General features: G+C 39.0%; 18 protein-coding genes. 16 read left to right on the forward strand and 2 right to left on the reverse strand.

The window, feature by feature from the left end; all coding sequences use genetic code 11:
• The 16 genes from KB197_RS04790 (at position 1) to KB197_RS04865 (ending at position 16,050) form a co-directional block, all read left to right on the forward strand.
• Positions 1–729 (forward strand): metallophosphoesterase family protein, encoded by a 729-nt coding sequence (locus tag KB197_RS04790; RefSeq protein ID WP_212573883.1) that lies wholly within the window; start codon positions 1–3, stop codon positions 727–729.
• A 78-nt stretch (positions 730–807) separates the two neighbouring features.
• Positions 808–2,631, forward strand: a complete 1,824-nt coding sequence (lepA, locus tag KB197_RS04795) for a translation elongation factor 4 (RefSeq protein ID WP_001047209.1) — start codon at positions 808–810, stop codon at positions 2,629–2,631.
• Positions 2,632–2,893: 262 nt separating this feature from the next.
• Complete coding sequence (locus tag KB197_RS04800) at positions 2,894–3,370, forward strand: PTS sugar transporter subunit IIA (RefSeq protein ID WP_000521976.1); 477 nt, start codon at positions 2,894–2,896, stop codon at positions 3,368–3,370.
• 38 nt (positions 3,371–3,408) lie between these two features.
• Positions 3,409–3,714, forward strand: coding sequence for a PTS sugar transporter subunit IIB (locus KB197_RS04805; protein ID WP_000590547.1), 306 nt, complete (start codon positions 3,409–3,411; stop codon positions 3,712–3,714).
• A 47-nt stretch (positions 3,715–3,761) separates the two neighbouring features.
• Positions 3,762–5,237, forward strand: coding sequence for a PTS galactitol transporter subunit IIC (locus tag KB197_RS04810; RefSeq protein ID WP_084924488.1), 1,476 nt, complete (start codon positions 3,762–3,764; stop codon positions 5,235–5,237).
• A 100-nt stretch (positions 5,238–5,337) separates the two neighbouring features.
• A complete protein-coding gene (locus KB197_RS04815) occupies positions 5,338–6,234 on the forward strand; it encodes an aldose 1-epimerase family protein (protein WP_212573884.1) in 897 nt (298 codons plus the stop codon).
• 285 nt (positions 6,235–6,519) lie between these two features.
• Positions 6,520–6,945 carry a galactose-6-phosphate isomerase subunit LacA gene (lacA, locus tag KB197_RS04820; RefSeq protein WP_000029277.1) on the forward strand — a complete coding sequence of 142 codons (426 nt, stop codon included), beginning with the start codon at positions 6,520–6,522 and terminating at the stop codon, positions 6,943–6,945.
• Positions 6,946–6,975: 30 nt separating this feature from the next.
• A complete protein-coding gene (gene lacB, locus KB197_RS04825; RefSeq protein WP_001216910.1) occupies positions 6,976–7,491 on the forward strand; it encodes a galactose-6-phosphate isomerase subunit LacB in 516 nt (171 codons plus the stop codon).
• A gap of 10 nt (positions 7,492–7,501) precedes the next feature.
• Positions 7,502–8,431, forward strand: a complete 930-nt coding sequence (locus KB197_RS04830) for a tagatose-6-phosphate kinase (protein ID WP_212573885.1) — start codon at positions 7,502–7,504, stop codon at positions 8,429–8,431.
• A gap of 1 nt (position 8,432) precedes the next feature.
• Positions 8,433–9,413: a tagatose-bisphosphate aldolase gene (gene lacD, locus KB197_RS04835; protein ID WP_001229119.1), complete on the forward strand. Its 981-nt coding sequence runs from the start codon at positions 8,433–8,435 to the stop codon at positions 9,411–9,413.
• A gap of 232 nt (positions 9,414–9,645) precedes the next feature.
• The gene (locus KB197_RS04840) at positions 9,646–10,482 is read left to right on the forward strand and encodes a PRD domain-containing protein (RefSeq protein WP_049546642.1); all 837 of its coding nucleotides are present in this window, start codon (positions 9,646–9,648) and stop codon (positions 10,480–10,482) included.
• 35 nt (positions 10,483–10,517) lie between these two features.
• On the forward strand, positions 10,518–10,835 hold the full coding sequence (locus tag KB197_RS04845) for a PTS lactose/cellobiose transporter subunit IIA (protein WP_173283209.1): 318 nt from the start codon (positions 10,518–10,520) through the stop codon (positions 10,833–10,835).
• Positions 10,835–12,526, forward strand: coding sequence for a lactose-specific PTS transporter subunit EIIC (locus tag KB197_RS04850; protein WP_125454932.1), 1,692 nt, complete (start codon positions 10,835–10,837; stop codon positions 12,524–12,526). The genes KB197_RS04845 and KB197_RS04850 overlap by 1 nt, the downstream gene beginning before the upstream one ends.
• Positions 12,527–12,864: 338 nt before the next feature.
• Positions 12,865–14,271 carry a 6-phospho-beta-galactosidase gene (lacG, locus tag KB197_RS04855; RefSeq protein WP_212573886.1) on the forward strand — a complete coding sequence of 469 codons (1,407 nt, stop codon included), beginning with the start codon at positions 12,865–12,867 and terminating at the stop codon, positions 14,269–14,271.
• Positions 14,272–14,312: 41 nt separating this feature from the next.
• Complete coding sequence (locus KB197_RS04860; protein ID WP_212573887.1) at positions 14,313–14,570, forward strand: DUF3884 family protein; 258 nt, start codon at positions 14,313–14,315, stop codon at positions 14,568–14,570.
• A 223-nt stretch (positions 14,571–14,793) separates the two neighbouring features.
• A complete protein-coding gene (locus tag KB197_RS04865) occupies positions 14,794–16,050 on the forward strand; it encodes an ISL3 family transposase (protein WP_212574075.1) in 1,257 nt (418 codons plus the stop codon).
• A 47-nt stretch (positions 16,051–16,097) separates the two neighbouring features.
• Here KB197_RS04865 and KB197_RS04870 read toward each other — a convergent pair whose 3' ends face one another.
• Both KB197_RS04870 and nrdF read right to left on the reverse strand, forming a co-directional pair.
• Positions 16,098–16,865, reverse strand: a complete 768-nt coding sequence (locus tag KB197_RS04870; RefSeq protein ID WP_000917575.1) for a DeoR/GlpR family DNA-binding transcription regulator — start codon at positions 16,863–16,865, stop codon at positions 16,098–16,100.
• A 142-nt stretch (positions 16,866–17,007) separates the two neighbouring features.
• Positions 17,008–17,970, reverse strand: a complete 963-nt coding sequence (gene nrdF / locus KB197_RS04875; protein WP_000451386.1) for a class 1b ribonucleoside-diphosphate reductase subunit beta — start codon at positions 17,968–17,970, stop codon at positions 17,008–17,010.
• Positions 17,971–18,049 lie beyond the last annotated feature (79 nt).

The following is an 18,049-nucleotide window of genomic DNA, read 5'->3' on the forward strand; positions in this document are numbered from 1 at the left end:
ATGACAGACTATTATGTAATTGGAGATGTTCATGGAAAAGCTGGGATGCTGGAAGACCTTCTCAAAACATGGGATGGTCAGACCCAGTTGCTCTTTCTAGGGGACTTGATTGACCGTGGCGAAGATAGTCGCCGTGTCCTAGAGATGGTTAAGGACTTGGTGGACAATCAAGGGGCTATCTGTTTGTCAGGGAACCACGAGTATATGTTTTTGACATGGCTCGATAACCCAGAAGAAAGCTATGACCATTATCGTCGCAATGGTGGAGATACAACCATTAACTCTATCCTAGGTCGTCCCTTGGATGCACCAGTTGATGGAGTTGAGGATGCCAAGCGTGTTGCCACTGAAGCGGCAGATTTGGTCGAATTCATTCGTCAAATGCCGTTTGTGGTAGAAACAGACAAGTATATCTTTGTTCACGCAGGTATTGATTTGACATTGAATGACTGGCATGAAACCACAGATTATAAAAAGGTCTGGCTCAGAAAACCATTCCACGAAGCAGAAAATCATACTGGAAAAATCATTGTCTTTGGTCACACACCAGTTTATGGTTTGTTGAAGCAAGAGCGTGGTACAGCTGAGCTTTGGACTACAGAAGATGGCAAGATTGGGATGGACGGAGGAGCTGTTTATGGTGGTGTCCTTCATGGGATTGTCTTTACTGACCAAGGAATGACAGAACACCACTTTATTGAGAATGACGGCTTTGTTGCTGAAGATTAGTACTCCTAGCAGGGTATGGTCTTGTCAAAATGTCAAAAACAATTTATAATAAATAGATACCCTGAAAGGAAGAGAATCATGAACTTAGAAGAATTGAAAAAACGACAGGAGAAGATCCGTAACTTCTCTATTATCGCTCATATTGACCACGGGAAATCAACTCTAGCAGACCGCATTTTGGAAAAGACAGAGACCGTTTCAAGCCGTGAAATGCAAGCACAGCTTTTGGATAGCATGGATTTAGAGCGAGAACGTGGGATTACCATTAAGTTGAATGCCATCGAGCTGAATTATACTGCTAAAGATGGGGAAACTTATATTTTCCACTTGATTGACACGCCGGGGCACGTAGACTTCACCTATGAAGTTTCACGTTCGCTAGCTGCCTGTGAGGGAGCGATTTTGGTCGTCGATGCTGCCCAAGGGATTGAGGCCCAAACCCTTGCCAACGTTTATCTGGCCTTGGACAATGATTTGGAAATCATGCCAGTCATTAATAAAATTGACCTGCCAGCTGCAGATCCTGAGCGCGTGCGTACTGAGATTGAGGATGTCATTGGTTTGGATGCCAGTGAAGCAGTTTTGGCTTCTGCTAAGGCTGGTATTGGCATCGAAGAAATTCTAGAGCAAATCGTAGAAAAAGTGCCAGCGCCAACAGGTGATGTGACGGCACCACTTAAGGCCTTGATTTTCGACTCTGTTTATGATGCTTACCGTGGAGTTATTCTTCAAGTGCGTGTCATGGATGGGGTGGTCAAACCTGGCGATAAGATTCAGCTTATGAGCAATGGCAAGACTTTTGATGTTACGGAAGTCGGTATCTTTACACCCAAGGCAGTTGGTCGTGATTTCCTTGCTACTGGTGACGTTGGATATATCGCTGCATCTATCAAGACAGTTCAGGACACTCGTGTGGGTGATACCGTTACCTTGGCAACCAATCCTGCGGCAGAGCCATTACATGGTTACAAACAGATGAATCCTATGGTCTTTGCGGGTCTCTATCCTATCGAGTCAAACAAGTACAATGACCTGCGTGAAGCCCTTGAAAAATTACAACTGAATGATGCTAGTCTTCAGTTTGAACCAGAAACATCTCAGGCACTTGGATTTGGTTTCCGTTGTGGTTTCCTTGGACTTCTCCATATGGATGTTATCCAAGAACGTTTGGAACGTGAGTTTAATATCGACCTCATCATGACAGCTCCGTCTGTTATTTACAAAGTTAATTTGACCGACGGTGAGTCTATGGATGTGTCTAACCCATCTGAGTTCCCAGATCCTACCAAGATTGCGACCATTGAAGAGCCTTATGTTAAGGCGCAAATCATGGTACCACAGGAGTTCGTAGGAGCTGTAATGGAGCTAGCTCAGCGCAAGCGTGGTGACTTTGTGACTATGGACTATATTGATGATAACCGTGTCAATGTTATCTATCAAATTCCACTGGCTGAAATCGTCTTTGATTTCTTTGATAAGCTTAAGTCTTCAACACGTGGTTATGCAAGCTTTGACTACGAATTGTCAGAGTATCGCCCCTCTAAGCTGGTCAAAATGGACATCCTTCTCAATGGAGACAAGGTGGATGCCCTTAGCTTTATCGTTCACAAGGACTTTGCCTACGAACGCGGAAAACTCATCGTTGATAAGCTTAAGAAAATCATCCCTCGCCAACAATTTGAGGTGCCAATTCAAGCAGCTATTGGACAGAAGATTGTCGCTCGTACTGATATCAAGGCCCTTCGTAAGAACGTACTTGCTAAATGTTATGGTGGTGACGTTTCTCGTAAGCGTAAACTGCTTGAAAAACAAAAAGCTGGTAAGAAACGCATGAAAGCTATCGGATCAGTAGAAGTTCCACAAGAAGCCTTCCTTAGCGTCTTGAGCATGGATGAAGAATAAGTTATCATAATTGTTTTTCTTGTTCACAGGAAACTTACATAAGAATCAATAGTAAAACAGGCTTAAATAGGCCTGTTTTTTTGCATTTATAATAGGATTAAATCGTTTAAAGTGTTTGTTTTAAATGTTTGTTTTTGGTTGTAAATATAAAAATAAACAAAATAATTGAAAAAAGGACAAAAAACAACAAAAAATTATTGACAACGATTTCATATAGTGTTATACTTATAGCATAAAGTTAATGGAAAGAAGGGAAAACCTTATGGGATTAGATCATTTCTTTGACAAAAACCTTGTGTTTTGCTTAGAAGCGGATAATCAAGAACATCTCTTTGATCAGGTTGCTACTTTATTGGAAGAACGAGAAATCGTAACTCCAACTTATCGTGAAGCCTTGATCACGCGTGAAAAGTCATTTCCAACTGGCCTAGATATGGAATTTTTGGGTAAGGATTTGCCGAATGTGGCTATTCCTCACACAGATATTGTTCATAATCTAGCCGAAAAAGTTGTGGTCGTTCGATTAGAAAAACCAGTGACTTTCCACAATATGATTGCGCCAGATAAGGAAGTAGAAGTATCCTTGCTCTTCTTTATCATTAATAACTCAAGTTCAAGTCAAACGAACATTCTTGCTCAGTTGATGGACTTCTTTACTGGAAATAGTCATCTTGAAGACCTATCAAAAATTTCTGAACCAGAAGCCCTCTATGCTTATATTGCTGAAGCAATTGCTTAATTTTGTCTATTAAAAATATTAAATCGGAGGAAATCCATATGATTAAAATTCTTGCTGCCTGCGGTGCAGGTGTTAACTCAAGCCACCAAATTAAAAGTGCTCTTGAAGAAGAACTTTCAAACCGCGGTTTTGATGTTCACTGTGATGCAGTTATGGTAAAAGACGTTAATGAAGACCTTATCAAAGGTTATGACATTTTTACACCAATTGCTGCAACAGATCTTGGTTTTGACCCAGGTATTCCAGTTATCGAAGCTGGACCAATCTTATTCCGTATCCCAGCAATGAGTGCTCCAGTATTTGATAATATTGAAGCAGCTATCAAAGAACACGGGTTAAGCTAATTTTAATTTGTTAACATTCATATAACTATAAAAAGGGAGGAACTATTATGGATGTCATTATCGAACTAGCCAATAAGCTGTTCAAACCTATCTTGGATATGGGTGGGCCAATCATCATGCTGATCATTTTGACAGTATTGGCTCTACTTTTTGGAGTGAAATTCTCCAAAGCGCTTGAAGGTGGTATCAAACTTGCCATCGCTCTTACTGGTATCGGTGCCATCATCGGTATGCTAAATGGTGCTTTCTCAGCATCACTTGCAAAATTCGTTGAGAATACTGGTATTCAATTGAACATCACCGACGTTGGTTGGGCACCACTCGCTACAATCACTTGGGGCTCTGCTTGGACACTTTACTTCTTGCTCATCATGTTGATTGTCAACGTAGTGATGCTTGCTATGAAGAAAACTGATACACTTGACGTTGATATCTTCGATATCTGGCACTTGTCTATCACAGGTCTTTTGATTAAATGGTATGCAGACAACAACGGTGTAAGCCAAGGGGTTTCACTCTTCATCGCCACTGCAGCAGTTGTCCTTGTAGGTGTTCTTAAAATCATCAACTCTGATTTGATGAAACCTACATTTGATGACCTTCTTAACGCACCAAGTTCATCACCAATGACTTCAACTCACATGAACTACATGATGAACCCAGTTATCATGGTTTTGGATAAGATTTTTGAAAAATTCTTCCCAGGTCTTGATAAATATGACTTTGATGCTGCTAAATTGAACAAGAAAATCGGTTTCTGGGGATCTAAATTCTTCATCGGTTTCATCCTTGGTATCGTTATCGGTTTGATGGGTACTCCACATCCAGTTGCTGGCGTAGAAGATGCAGCAAACTGGCAATTAGTTATTAAAGGTTGGTTGTCTCTTGGTTTGACAGCTGGTGTGTCTTTGGAACTCTTCTCACTTATCGGTTCATGGTTCATCGCTGCCGTAGAGCCACTTTCACAAGGTATTACAAACGTTGCTACTAAACGTCTTCAAGGACGTAAATTCAACATCGGTCTTGACTGGCCTTTCATCGCTGGTCGTGCTGAAGTTTGGGCTTGTGCCAACGTACTTGCACCAATCATGTTGGTTGAAGCTGTGCTTCTTTCAAACGTCGGAAATGGTATCTTGCCACTTGCAGGTATCATCGCTATGGGTGTTACTCCAGCTCTCTTGGTTGTAACACGTGGTAAATTGCTCCGTATGATTATCTTCGGAACACTCTTGTTGCCACTCTTCCTTCTTTCAGGTACACTTATCGCTCCATTTGCAACAGAACTTGCTAAAGGTGTAGGTGCATTCCCAGAAGGTGTGAGCCAAACTCAATTGATTACTCACTCAACTCTTGAAGGACCAATCGAAAAACTTCTTGGTTGGACAATTGGTAACACTACAACTGGTGATATCAAAGCAATCCTTGGTGCTGTAGTCTTCCTTGTATTCTATATCGGTATCTTTGCATGGTACAGAAAACAAATGATCAAACGTAACGAAGAGTACGCAGCAAAAGCAAAATAATGCGCTCCTATAAAATGTAAATTGTTAAAGCTAGGTTGTCGACATCCATTAGGAGTGACAGCCTAGTTTTTTATAAACTATCAAGAAATCGGAGAAAATAATGGTAATTGAATTAAAATCAGAACAATTAAGAGTTCAATTTAACAGTTTTGGTGGGGCTCTTTCTTCTATAAAAGATGCCGAGGGAGTTGAGTATTTGTGGCAAGGAGATGCTACTTATTGGAGTGGACAAGCTCCTGTTCTCTTCCCCATTTGTGGTTCATTGAGAGAGGATACAGCACTTTATATAGATGATAATGGACAAGAAATCAAAGGAAAGATTCCTCGTCATGGTTTGGTTCGTAAGAAAGAATTTGAATTAGTTGAACAGACAGACAAGAGTGTAACTTTTGCAATTGAAGACGATGAGAGTAGCTATCAGAACTACCCATATCATTTCCGCCTAGAAATCACTTATATCCTTACTGGAAAGACAGTACGAACCCAATACAAGATTTTCAATAAAGAAACTAGCAAGGTCATGCCTTACTTTATTGGTGGCCATCCAGGCTTTAATTGTCCTCTACTGGATGATGAAGTCTATGAAGATTACTATTTAGAGTTTGAGAAAGAAGAGACTTGCTCTGTTCCACGTCCTTTCCCAGAAACGGGGATGCTTGATTTTCAAGATAGAAGTCCATGGCTAGAGGGTCAAAAAGAATTAGACCTCAGCTATGATCTTTTCAGTATAGATGCAGTTACCTTAGATGAATTGCAATCTAGAACAATTGCCCTTCGTTCTCGTAAACATGATAAGGGATTGAAAGTGCACTTTGCAGAGTTCTCAAATCTCATTATCTGGTCAACTTTGAATAAAGGACCTTTCATTGCTTTTGAACCCTGGTCAGGCTTGTCAACATCCCTTGAAGAAGGAGATCATCTAGAAGATAAGAAGAATGTTCGTCTCCTAGAACCTGGTCAAGTGGATCAAATTGGTTTTGACATTGAAATTTTTTAATTAAAAAAACACAAAAACAAACATTAACTGTTGACTTTTTCGGTAAATTGGAGTATATTATGTTTGTAAGCAACAAATGATGTTTGTAATAAACAAATAATCAATTGTTATATTCTCTTTCCTGGAGAAAGATTATTTCTAGGGAAATGGTTTCCTAAACTTGAATAAGGTGTCATTCATCTCGTTCAATTCAATTTGTCAATAAACTGCTAGAAAACTTTTTGTAGGTAAACTGCTAACCATAAAAGTTTTTACTAGCCTAGAAAAATAAAAGGAGTATACAATATGTCTATTGTTATCGGTGCAGATGCTGCAGGTTTGAGATTGAAAGAAGTTGTGAAAGACTTCTTGGAAAAAGAAAACTTCCACGTTGTGGATGTTACAGCTGAAGGTCAAGACTTTGTTGATGTGACTCTTGCTGTTGCTGCAGAAGTAAACAAAGAAGAACAAAACCTTGGTATCGTGATTGATGCTTATGGTGCTGGTCCTTTCATGGTTGCAACTAAAATCAAAGGGATGGTTGCTGCAGAAGTATCTGACGAACGTTCAGCTTATATGACTCGTGGCCACAACAACTCACGTATGATCACTATGGGTGCACAACTTGTTGGTGATGAATTGGCTAAAAACATCGCTAAAGGATTTGTTAACGGTAAATACGATGGTGGACGTCACCAAATTCGTGTCGATATGTTGAACAAAATGTGCTAATTAGATTACAGTAAGAAAGGTAAGTTAAAAATGAGAATTGCAATTGGATGTGACCACATCGTAACAGATGAAAAAATGGCGGTTTCAGAATTTTTGAAATCAAAAGGATATGAAGTCATTGACTTTGGTACTTATGACCATACACGTACTCACTACCCAATCTTTGGTAAAAAAGTAGGGGAAGCAGTGACTAGTGGTCAAGCTGATCTTGGAGTATGTATCTGTGGTACAGGTGTTGGTATCAACAATGCTGTAAATAAAGTTCCTGGTGTTCGTTCTGCCTTGGTTCGTGATATGACAACAGCCCTCTATGCTAAAGAACAATTGAACGCCAACGTTATCGGTTTTGGTGGTAAGATTACTGGTGAATTGCTCATGTGTGACATCATCGAAGCTTTCATCCATGCTGAATACAAACCATCTGAAGAAAATAAGAAATTGATTGCGAAAATTGAACACCTTGAAAGTCACAATGCTCAACAAACAGACGCAAACTTCTTCACTGAATTCCTTGAAAAATGGGATCGCGGAGAATACCACGACTAAGAGGTGACCTATGATTTTAACAGTCACAATGAACCCATCCATTGATATTTCTTATCCCTTGGATGAGTTAAAGATTGATACTGTCAATCGTGTGGTGGATGTAACCAAAACGGCTGGTGGTAAAGGACTCAATGTTACCCGAGTACTTTCAGAATTTGGAGATTCTGTTCTTGCTACTGGTTTAGTGGGTGGCAAACTTGGTGAGTTTTTGGTTGAACATATCGATGATAACGTTAAGAAAGATTTCTTCTCTATTCAGGGAGAAACTCGTAACTGTATCGCTATTCTCCATGGAGACAACCAAACAGAAGTTCTTGAAAAAGGTCCTGTAGTTTTAGAACAGGAAGGTCAAGACTTTTTGGAACATTTCAAAAATCTTTTGGAGTCAGTTGAAGTAGTAGCTATCTCAGGTAGTCTGCCAGCTGGCCTTCCAGTTGATTACTATGCGAGCTTGGTAGAACTTGCTAATCAAGCTGGCAAGCCCGTTGTCTTGGACTGCTCTGGTGTAGCACTTCAGGCGGTTCTTGAATCACCACATAAACCAACAGTCATCAAACCAAATAATGAGGAATTATCTCAGCTTCTTGGAAGAGAAGTTTCTGAGGATTTGGATGAATTAAAAGAAGTCCTTCAAGAACCTTTGTTTGCAGGGATTGAATGGATTATTGTTTCGCTTGGTGCCAACGGTGCCTTTGCCAAACATGGTGACACTTTCTACAAGGTAGATATTCCTAGAATTCAGGTAGTCAACCCTGTTGGATCTGGAGATTCTACAGTTGCTGGAATTTCTTCAGGTTTACTTCATAAAGAATCGGATGCAGAATTACTCATCAAGGCAAATGTCCTTGGTATGCTCAATGCTCAAGAAAAAATGACTGGTCATGTCAACATGGCCAACTATCAAGCTCTATATGATCAATTAATAGTAAAAGAGGTATAAAATGGCTTTAACAGAACAAAAACGTGCACGCTTAGAAAAACTTTCTGATGAAAATGGAATCATCTCAGCTCTTGCATTTGACCAACGTGGTGCTTTGAAACGCCTAATGGCTCAACACCAAACAGAAGAACCAACAGTGGCTCAAATGGAAGAACTTAAAGTCTTGGTAGCAGATGAATTGACTAAATACGCTTCATCAATGCTTCTTGACCCTGAATATGGACTTCCAGCTACAAAAGCTCTTGATCCAAAAGCTGGTCTTCTCCTTGCTTATGAAAAAACAGGTTATGATACAACAAGCACAAAACGTTTGCCAGACTGCTTGGATGTTTGGTCTGCAAAACGTATTAAAGAAGAAGGTGCAGATGCAGTTAAATTCTTGCTTTACTATGATGTAGATAGCTCAGACGAACTTAACCAAGAAAAACAAGCTTACATCGAACGTATCGGTTCTGAATGTGTGGCTGAAGATATCCCATTCTTCCTTGAAATCCTTGCTTATGATGAAAAAATTGCAGACGCTGGTTCTGTAGAATACGCGAAAGTAAAACCACACAAAGTTATCGGTGCTATGAAAGTCTTCTCAGACCCACGCTTTAACATTGATGTCTTGAAAGTAGAAGTTCCTGTCAACATTAAATATGTTGAAGGATTCGCTGAAGGTGAAGTAGTTTACACACGTGAAGAAGCAGCAGCCTTCTTCAAAGCCCAAGATGAAGCAACTAACTTGCCATATATCTACTTGAGTGCTGGTGTATCAGCTAAACTCTTCCAAGATACTCTTGTATTTGCTCATGAATCAGGTGCAAACTTCAATGGTGTTCTTTGTGGCCGTGCTACATGGGCTGGATCAGTTGAAGCTTACATTAAAGATGGTGAAGCAGCAGCTCGCGAATGGCTTCGCACAACTGGATTTGAAAACATTGATGAGCTCAATAAAGTTCTTCAAACAACAGCGACTTCATGGAAAGAACGCGTGTAAGCAAGTCCTCCTAGGTTAGGAACATGAATCTAAAAAAATTTAAAAAAGTTGTATGTAAAGGTTTACAAAATAACTTACTTGTGCTATACTTAAATCACAAGTTAATACAAGGTGAGTGTTACTAAGTAATATTAGGCATGATCACAGGTGAATTAGAAATCGGCTGATTTTCTAGTTCATTTGTGGTCATTTTTTGTACTCATATACCTTTAAGATATAAAAGGAGGTTGACATGTATCGAATTCTAAATCCAATGAATCACAATGTCTCGCTTGTCAGAAATGATAAAGGAGAAGAAGTGATTGTGATTGGTAAGGGGATTACATTTGGAAAGAAGAAAGGGGATTTGATTGCTGAACATCAGGTTGAGAAAATCTTTCGGATGAAGACCGAAGAGTCCAGGGAAAACTTTATGGCTCTCCTCAAAGATGTTCCGCTTGATTTTATCACAGTGACCTATGAAATCATTGATAAGCTATCAAAGAAATATCATTATCCGATTCAAGAGTATCTCTACGTAACCTTGACAGATCATATTTACTGTTCTTACCAAGCTCTAGCACAAGGAAGGTACAAGGATAGTAATCTGCCAGATATTTCCACTAAGTATCCTGTCGCTTTTCAAATCGCAAATGAAGCATTTGAAATTTATCGCCAGAAGCTAGCAGATCATTTTCCTGAGGACGAAATTATTCGGATTGCTTATCATTTCATTAATGCCGAAGGTGAAAATGAAGTGGAATTTGTAGAGTCGATTGATAAGAGGAAAGAAATTCTAAGGAATGTTGAAGAAGTTTTAACGGACTATGCAATTCAACGAACTAAAGAGAATAACCATTTCTATGATCGCTTTATGATTCATTTGAATTATTTCTTGGATTATTTAGACAGATCTAGAGATGATAACCAATCACTTCTGGATATGGAAGACCACATCAAACGATCCTATCCAAAAGCGTTCGAGATTGGTTCCAAAATCTATGATGTGATTACGCAACATACGGGTCTTGATTTGTATAAAAGTGAACGAGTTTATCTAGTTCTACATATCCAACGTTTATTGTCATAAAAATTTATTTAAAACTATATAAGGAGAATTCTATCATGAATAGAGAAGAAGTAACATTGTTAGGTTTTGAAATCGTAGCCTATGCTGGCGATGCTCGTTCAAAACTATTGGAAGCTTTAAAGGCTGCTGAAGCTGGTGATTTTGCGAAAGCAGATAGCTTAGTTGAGGAAGCTGGTTCTTGCATTGCAGAGGCTCACCACGCGCAAACAAGTCTATTGGCTAAGGAAGCTTCTGGTGAGGACTTAGCCTATAGTGTAACCATGATGCATGGCCAAGACCACTTGATGACAACTGTCTTGTTAAAAGATTTGATGCACCACTTAATCGAACTTTATAAGAGAGGAGTTAAATAATGAATAAACTAATTGCATTTATTGAGAAAGGAAAACCTTTCTTTGAGAAACTATCTCGTAATATCTATCTTCGTGCTATTCGTGATGGTTTCATTGCAGGTATGCCTGTTATTCTCTTCTCAAGTATCTTTATCTTAATCGCCTTTGTACCAAACTCATGGGGCTTTAAATGGTCTGATGAAGTTGTAGCATTTCTGATGAAACCTTATAGCTATTCTATGGGTATTCTGGCTCTCTTGGTAGCTGGTACAACAGCTAAGTCATTGACCGACTCAGTAAACCGTAGCATGGAGAAAACCAATCAAATCAACTATATGTCAACACTGTTAGCAGCGATTGTTGGTTTGTTGATGTTGGCAGCTGATCCTATCGAAAATGGTCTTGCTACTGGATTCTTGGGGACAAAAGGTTTGCTTTCAGCCTTCCTTGCTGCCTTTGTTACTGTAGCAATCTATAAGGTTTGTGTTAAGAACAACGTCACTATTCGTATGCCTGACGAAGTTCCACCAAATATCTCACAAGTCTTTAAAGATGTGATTCCATTCACTCTATCAGTGGTTTCTCTTTATGCTCTTGATTTACTAGCACGTCATTTTGTGGGTGCTAGTGTAGCAGAATCAATCGGTAAATTCTTTGCACCACTCTTCTCAGCAGCAGACGGATACCTTGGTATTACCATTATCTTTGGTGCCTTTGCCTTCTTCTGGTTTGTTGGTATCCATGGTCCATCTATCGTTGAACCAGCAATCGCAGCTATTACCTATGCAAATGCCGAAGTCAACTTGAATCTCCTCCAACAAGGTATGCACGCTGATAAGATTCTTACTTCTGGTACACAAATGTTTATCGTTACCATGGGTGGTACTGGTGCGACACTGGTTGTTCCATTCATGTTCATGTGGTTAACAAAATCTAAACGTAACCGTGCAATCGGTCGTGCTTCAGTAGTTCCAACATTCTTTGGTGTAAATGAACCAATCTTGTTTGGTGCACCACTTGTATTAAACCCAATCTTCTTCATTCCATTTATCTTTGCTCCAATCGCAAACGTTTGGATATTCAAATTCTTTATTGAAACACTTGGAATGAACTCATTTACTGCTAATCTACCATGGACAACTCCAGCTCCACTAGGTCTAGTTCTTGGTACGAACTTCCAAGTTCTATCATTCATTCTTGCTGCTCTTTTAATCGTGGTTGACGTAGTCATTTACTATCCATTCCTTAAAGTCTATGATGAACAAATTCTTGAAGAAGAGCGTTCAGGTAAATCTAATGATGAATTGAAAGAAAAAGTTGCTGCAAACTTCAACACTGCAAAAGCGGATGCTATTCTTGAAAAAGCGGGTGTCGATGCAGCACAAAATATCATCACTGAAGAAACAAATGTCCTCGTTCTCTGTGCAGGTGGAGGGACAAGTGGACTTCTTGCAAATGCTTTGAATAAGGCAGCAGCAGAGTACAATGTTCCTGTGAAAGCAGCAGCAGGTGGTTATGGTGCTCACCGTGAAATGTTGCCAGAGTTTGATCTTGTTATCCTTGCTCCTCAAGTTGCTTCAAACTTTGAAGACATGAAAGCAGAAACCGATAAACTCGGTATTAAACTTGCGAAAACAGAAGGCGCTCAATACATCAAATTAACTCGTGATGGAAAAGGTGCTCTTGCGTTCGTACAAGCTCAATTCGATTAAGGCTAGGGACTATAAAACAGTATCCTATCGTTACGGAAATTGCTATGGCGAATTTCCTAATCGCCTTGTTAATTCGTCGGTAAAAAGATATCGTTTTTACCTTCTCATGTCACAATTCGATTAACGATAGGGACTCTGAAATAGTCTCCTATCGTTACGGAAATTGCTATGGCGAATTTCCTAATCGCCTTATTAATTCGTCGGTAAAAAGATATCGTTTTTACTTCCTCATGTCACAATTCGGTGACTTGGTACAAGAAGTGAGATGGAGAAGGATGGCTCACTGACTCCTCTCCTCTCACTTTTACTTTATTTAAATCAAGAAATAGGTGAAAAAAATGACAAAATCATTACCAAAAGACTTTATTTTCGGCGGCGCAACAGCTGCCTATCAAGCAGAAGGTGCTACACATACTGATGGTAAAGGACCAGTAGCGTGGGATAAATATCTTGAAGATAACTACTGGTACACTGCAGAACCAGCCAGTGATTTTTACAATCGATACCCAGTTGACCTCAAGTTGGCAGAAGAGTATGGTGTCAATGGCATTCGAATTTCTATTGCTTGGTCACGTATTTTCCCGACTGGTTACGGTCAAGTAAATGCTAAAGGTGTTGAGTTTTATCATAATTTATTTGCTGAGTGTCACAAACGTCATGTTGAGCCTTTTGTCACTCTTCATCACTTTGACACGCCAGAAGCTCTCCACTCAAATGGAGACTTCTTAAACCGTGAAAATATCGAACACTTTGTAGACTACGCGGCCTTCTGTTTTGAAGAATTTCCAGAAGTAAACTATTGGACAACCTTTAATGAAATTGGACCAATCGGTGATGGTCAATACTTGGTTGGAAAATTCCCTCCAGGTATTCAGTACGACCTTGCCAAAGTTTTCCAATCGCACCACAATATGATGGTTTCTCATGCGCGTGCAGTCAAGCTATATAAAGATAAAGGTTATAAAGGTGAAATTGGTGTTGTTCACGCACTGCCAACCAAGTATCCTTTGGATCCTAAAAATCCAGCAGATGTTCGTGCAGCTGAGTTGGAAGATATTATTCACAATAAATTTATCTTGGATGCAACTTATCTAGGTCGCTACTCTGAAAAGACTCTGGCAGGGGTAGAGGCTATCTTGGCTGCCAATGGTGGTAGCTTAGATCTTCGTGAAGAAGATTTCGAAGTATTAGAAGCCGCAAAAGACTTGAATGACTTCCTTGGAATTAATTACTATATGAGTGACTGGATGGAAGCCTTTGATGGAGAAACTGAAATTATCCATAATGGTAAGGGTGAGAAAGGAAGCTCTAAATACCAAATCAAAGGTGTTGGTCGTCGTGTAGCTCCTGACTATGTGCCACGCACGGACTGGGATTGGATTATCTATCCTCAAGGTTTGTATGATCAAATCATGCGAGTGAAGAAAGATTACCCTAACTACAAGAAGATTTACATCACTGAAAATGGTCTCGGATATAAAGATGAGTTCGTTGATAACACTGTTTACGATGATGGGCGTATTGATTATGTGAAACAACACTTGGAAGTATTATCTGATGCTATTGCAGATGGCGCTAATGTAAAAGGTTATTTCATTTGGTCATTGATGGATGTCTTCTCATGGTCAAATGGATATGAGAAACGTTACGGTCTCTTCTATGTAGACTTTGAAACTCAAGAACGTTATCCGAAGAAATCAGCTCACTGGTACAAGAAAGTAGCAGAAACTCAAGTAATTGAGTAGTAGAATTACTAATTAGATATAGAATTCTAGTGAGGCAAAAGATGTTCAAAGATTTTATCCAATCTATTTATGAAAAAGTTTATATTATAAATTTCGAAAAATGTTCTCAAATACCGTGTGTGACGAATGAAGAACTGAAAAGTCTCGGAAAATGGTATGTCTCTACCGGTAAAGAATGGATTTGCCATTCAGACTATGAGCTGGAAGAATTTAAAAATATCTTTTTAAATTTTATCAGTCCTCAAGAACGGGATAATATCTCCTTTGATTCAGATTTTATGCCGTTTCAACAATCATAAAGAATCTAGGAAACTCTTTGTAAAAATCTTCATCAAAAAATACGCCATATCAAGATTCTTATTTTCTTGATATGACGCATTTTATATTTTATCAATCCTGGCTCTATAATATTTGTAGTGGGTAAATCCCCTATAGATATTATGGAGCCTATTTTTGTGTAGAAAAAAAGTCCCATATGACCTATAATGAAAAGCGACGAAACAACTCATTAGAAAGAATCATATGGAACCATTACATTTTATCACAAAACTACTCGATATCAAAGACCCTAATGTCCAAATTATGGATGTTGTTAATAGAGATACCCACAAGGAAATCATCGCTAAACTGGATTATGAGGCCCCATCTTGTCCTGAATGTGGAAGTCAAATGAAGAAATATGACTTCCAAAAACCATCGAAAATTCCTTACCTTGAAACAACTGGTATGCCTACCAGAATCCTCCTTAAAAAGCGTCGTTTCAAGTGCTATCATTGCTCTAAAATGATGGTCTCACAGACCTCTCTCGTCGAGAAAAATCACCAAATTCCTCGTATTATCAACCAAAAAATTGCGCAAAAATTGATTGAAAAAACTTCTATGACCGATATCGCTCATCAACTGGCTATTTCAACTTCAACTGTCATTCGCAAGCTTAATGACTTCCGTTTTAAGCATGATTTTTCTCGTCTTCCAGAGATTATGTCTTGGGACGAGTATGCCTTTACCAAGGGAAAGATGAGTTTCATTGCACAAGATTTTGATAATCTTAACATCATCACTGTTCTTGAAGGCAGAACACAGGCTATCATACGAAATCACTTTCTGCGCTACGAGCGAGCTGTTCGTTGTCAGGTGAAAATCATTACGATGGATATGTTTAGTCCTTATTATGCCTTGGCTAAACAGCTTTTTCCATGTGCTAAAATCGTTCTAGATCGATTTCACATTGTACAACACTTAAGCCGTGCTATGAGTCGTGTTCGTGTCCAAATCATGAATCAATTTGAGCGAAAATCCCATGAATACAAAGCCATCAAGCGCTACTGGAAGCTCATACAGCAGGATAGTCGTAAACTCAGTGATAAACGTTTTTATCGCCCTACTTTTCGCATGCACTTAACAAATAAAGAAATTCTAGACAAGCTTTTGAGCTATTCAGAAGACTTGAGACACCACTACAATCTCTATCAGCTCTTACTTTTTCACTTTCAGAACAAGGAGCCAGACAAATTCTTCGGACTTATTGAGGACAATCTAAAGCAGGTTCATCCTCTTTTTCAGACTGTCTTTAAAACCTTCCTCAAGGATAAAGAAAAGATTGTCAACGCCCTTCAACTACCCTATTCCAACGCCAAATTGGAAGCGACCAATAATCTCATCAAACTTATCAAGCGAAATGCCTTTGGTTTTCGGAACTTTGAAAACTTCAAAAAACGGATTTTTATCGCTCTCAATATCAAAAAAGAAAGGACGAAATGTGTCCTTTCTCGATCTTAGCTTTTCTTCAACCCACTACAGTTGACAAAGAGCCTCAATCCTCAGTTTTATGGTTTAGAAAGAATAATTTTTGTTTGCTTTGAAAGTTGTTCGAACGTTTCTTTGCTCAGTTTAGAGTCTGAAACGATGGTATCGATATCAGAGATATTGTAGAAGGTATAAAAATCAAATTTATTGAACTTACTATTGTCAGCTAGTAAGTATTTTTTATTGGAATTGTTGAGGGCGATGCGTTGGGATTCACCTTCCTCTTCACTAAAGGTCGCAATCGCATTGTCCTGAATACCATTACAGCTAACGAAAGCTTTAGAAAATTGTAAATTGGCCAAGTTTTGCAAGGTTAGTGTTCCGACAAAGGCTCCAGTGATAGAGCGATAGTTTCCACCGATTAAAATCAAATCTGTTAGTTTTCGTTCGTTTAAGATGAGAAAGACTGGTAAACTGTTTGTTACAACACGAATATTATCGATTGGTAGTTCACGGGCAAAAGATTCTAAGGTGGTACCAGGGCCGATAAAAATAGTTTCACCCTCATCAATTAAATGGCCTGCAAAACGGCTGATTTCTTGTTTTTCTGCAATCTGTAAGCTTTGTTTCTCGATATTGGAACGTTCATTATTTAAAATAGAACCTGTGCGAATTTTCTCAGCTCCCCCGTGCACCCGAACAAGTAAATCCTTGTCTGCTAACTCTTGCAAGTAGCGTCTAGCAGTCATATCTGATACATCCAAGCGAGTCATGATTTCTTTTACAGTAATAGTTCCCTTTGTATTTACCGTTTCTAGAATATTATCTAGTTTTTCCTGCTTTAACATCGTTATCACCTCTATTTCTATTACTATTTTATCATAAAGTATTCAATCAATCAATTTAAAAAACAAAAGAAAACAAAAACAAAAATATCATGGTTGTTTTAAACAAGCCATGATATTTGTTATCAGTTCTGGGATAATTGAATTAGTCCAAACCGTAGTTGTAGTCATCGTCTTGCATAGCTTCAACTTCACCAAGAAGGTAACCATTTCCGACTTGAGAGAAGAAGTCGTGGTTAGAAGTTCCTGTTGAAATACCGTTCATAACGATTGGGTTGACATCATCAGCTGAATCTGGGAAGAGTGGATCTTGTCCCAGGTTCATGAGTGCCTTGTTAGCATTGTAGCGAAGGAAGGTTTTGACTTCTTCAGTCCAACCAACACCGTCATAGAGGCTCTCTGTATAACCTTCTTCATTCTCGTAGAGAGTGTATAGCAGATCGTACATCCATTCTTTGAGTTTTTCTTGCTCTTCTTCAGGTAATTCATTGAAACCAAGTTGGAATTTATAACCAATGTAGGTTCCGTGAACAGATTCATCACGAATAATCAATTTAATGATTTCAGCGACGTTGGCCAGTTTGTTGTTACCGAGATAGTAGAGGGGAGTGAAGAAACCTGAGTAGAAGAGGAAGGTTTCAAGGAAGACACTAGCAACTTTCTTTTCAAGTGGGCTACCGTTTAGGTAGATTTCGTTGACAATCTCAGCCTTCTTTTGTAGGTAAGGATTGGTATTGGTCCATTCGAAAATTTCTTCAATCTCAGCTTTGGTATTCAAGGTAGAAAAGATTGATGAGTAAGATTTAGCGTGAACAGATTCCATAAATTGGATGTTATTGAAAACAGCTTCCTCATGTGGTGTACGGATGTCCGCGCGAAGGGCTTGAACCCCAGTTTCAGATTGCATAGTATCGAGAAGTGTTAAACCACCAAAGACTTTCCCAACCAAGTCTTTTTCTACATTTGATAGCTTTCTCCAGTCATCCAAGTCATTTGACAAAGGAATACGTGTATCGAGCCAGAATTGCTCCGTCAGTTTTTCCCAAGTTGATTTGTCGATGACATCTTCGATGGCATTCCAGTTAATGGCTTTGTAGTAAGTTTCCATTTTGAAATCTCTTTCTGTGTTTAGTATTGCGAACTCACAATTACTTCTATTTTATCATAATCCTAGAGTAGTTTCGCAC

The sequence above is a fragment of the Streptococcus sp. 11-4097 genome, from assembly GCF_018215285.2.
Classification (GTDB): Bacteria; Bacillota; Bacilli; order Lactobacillales; family Streptococcaceae; genus Streptococcus.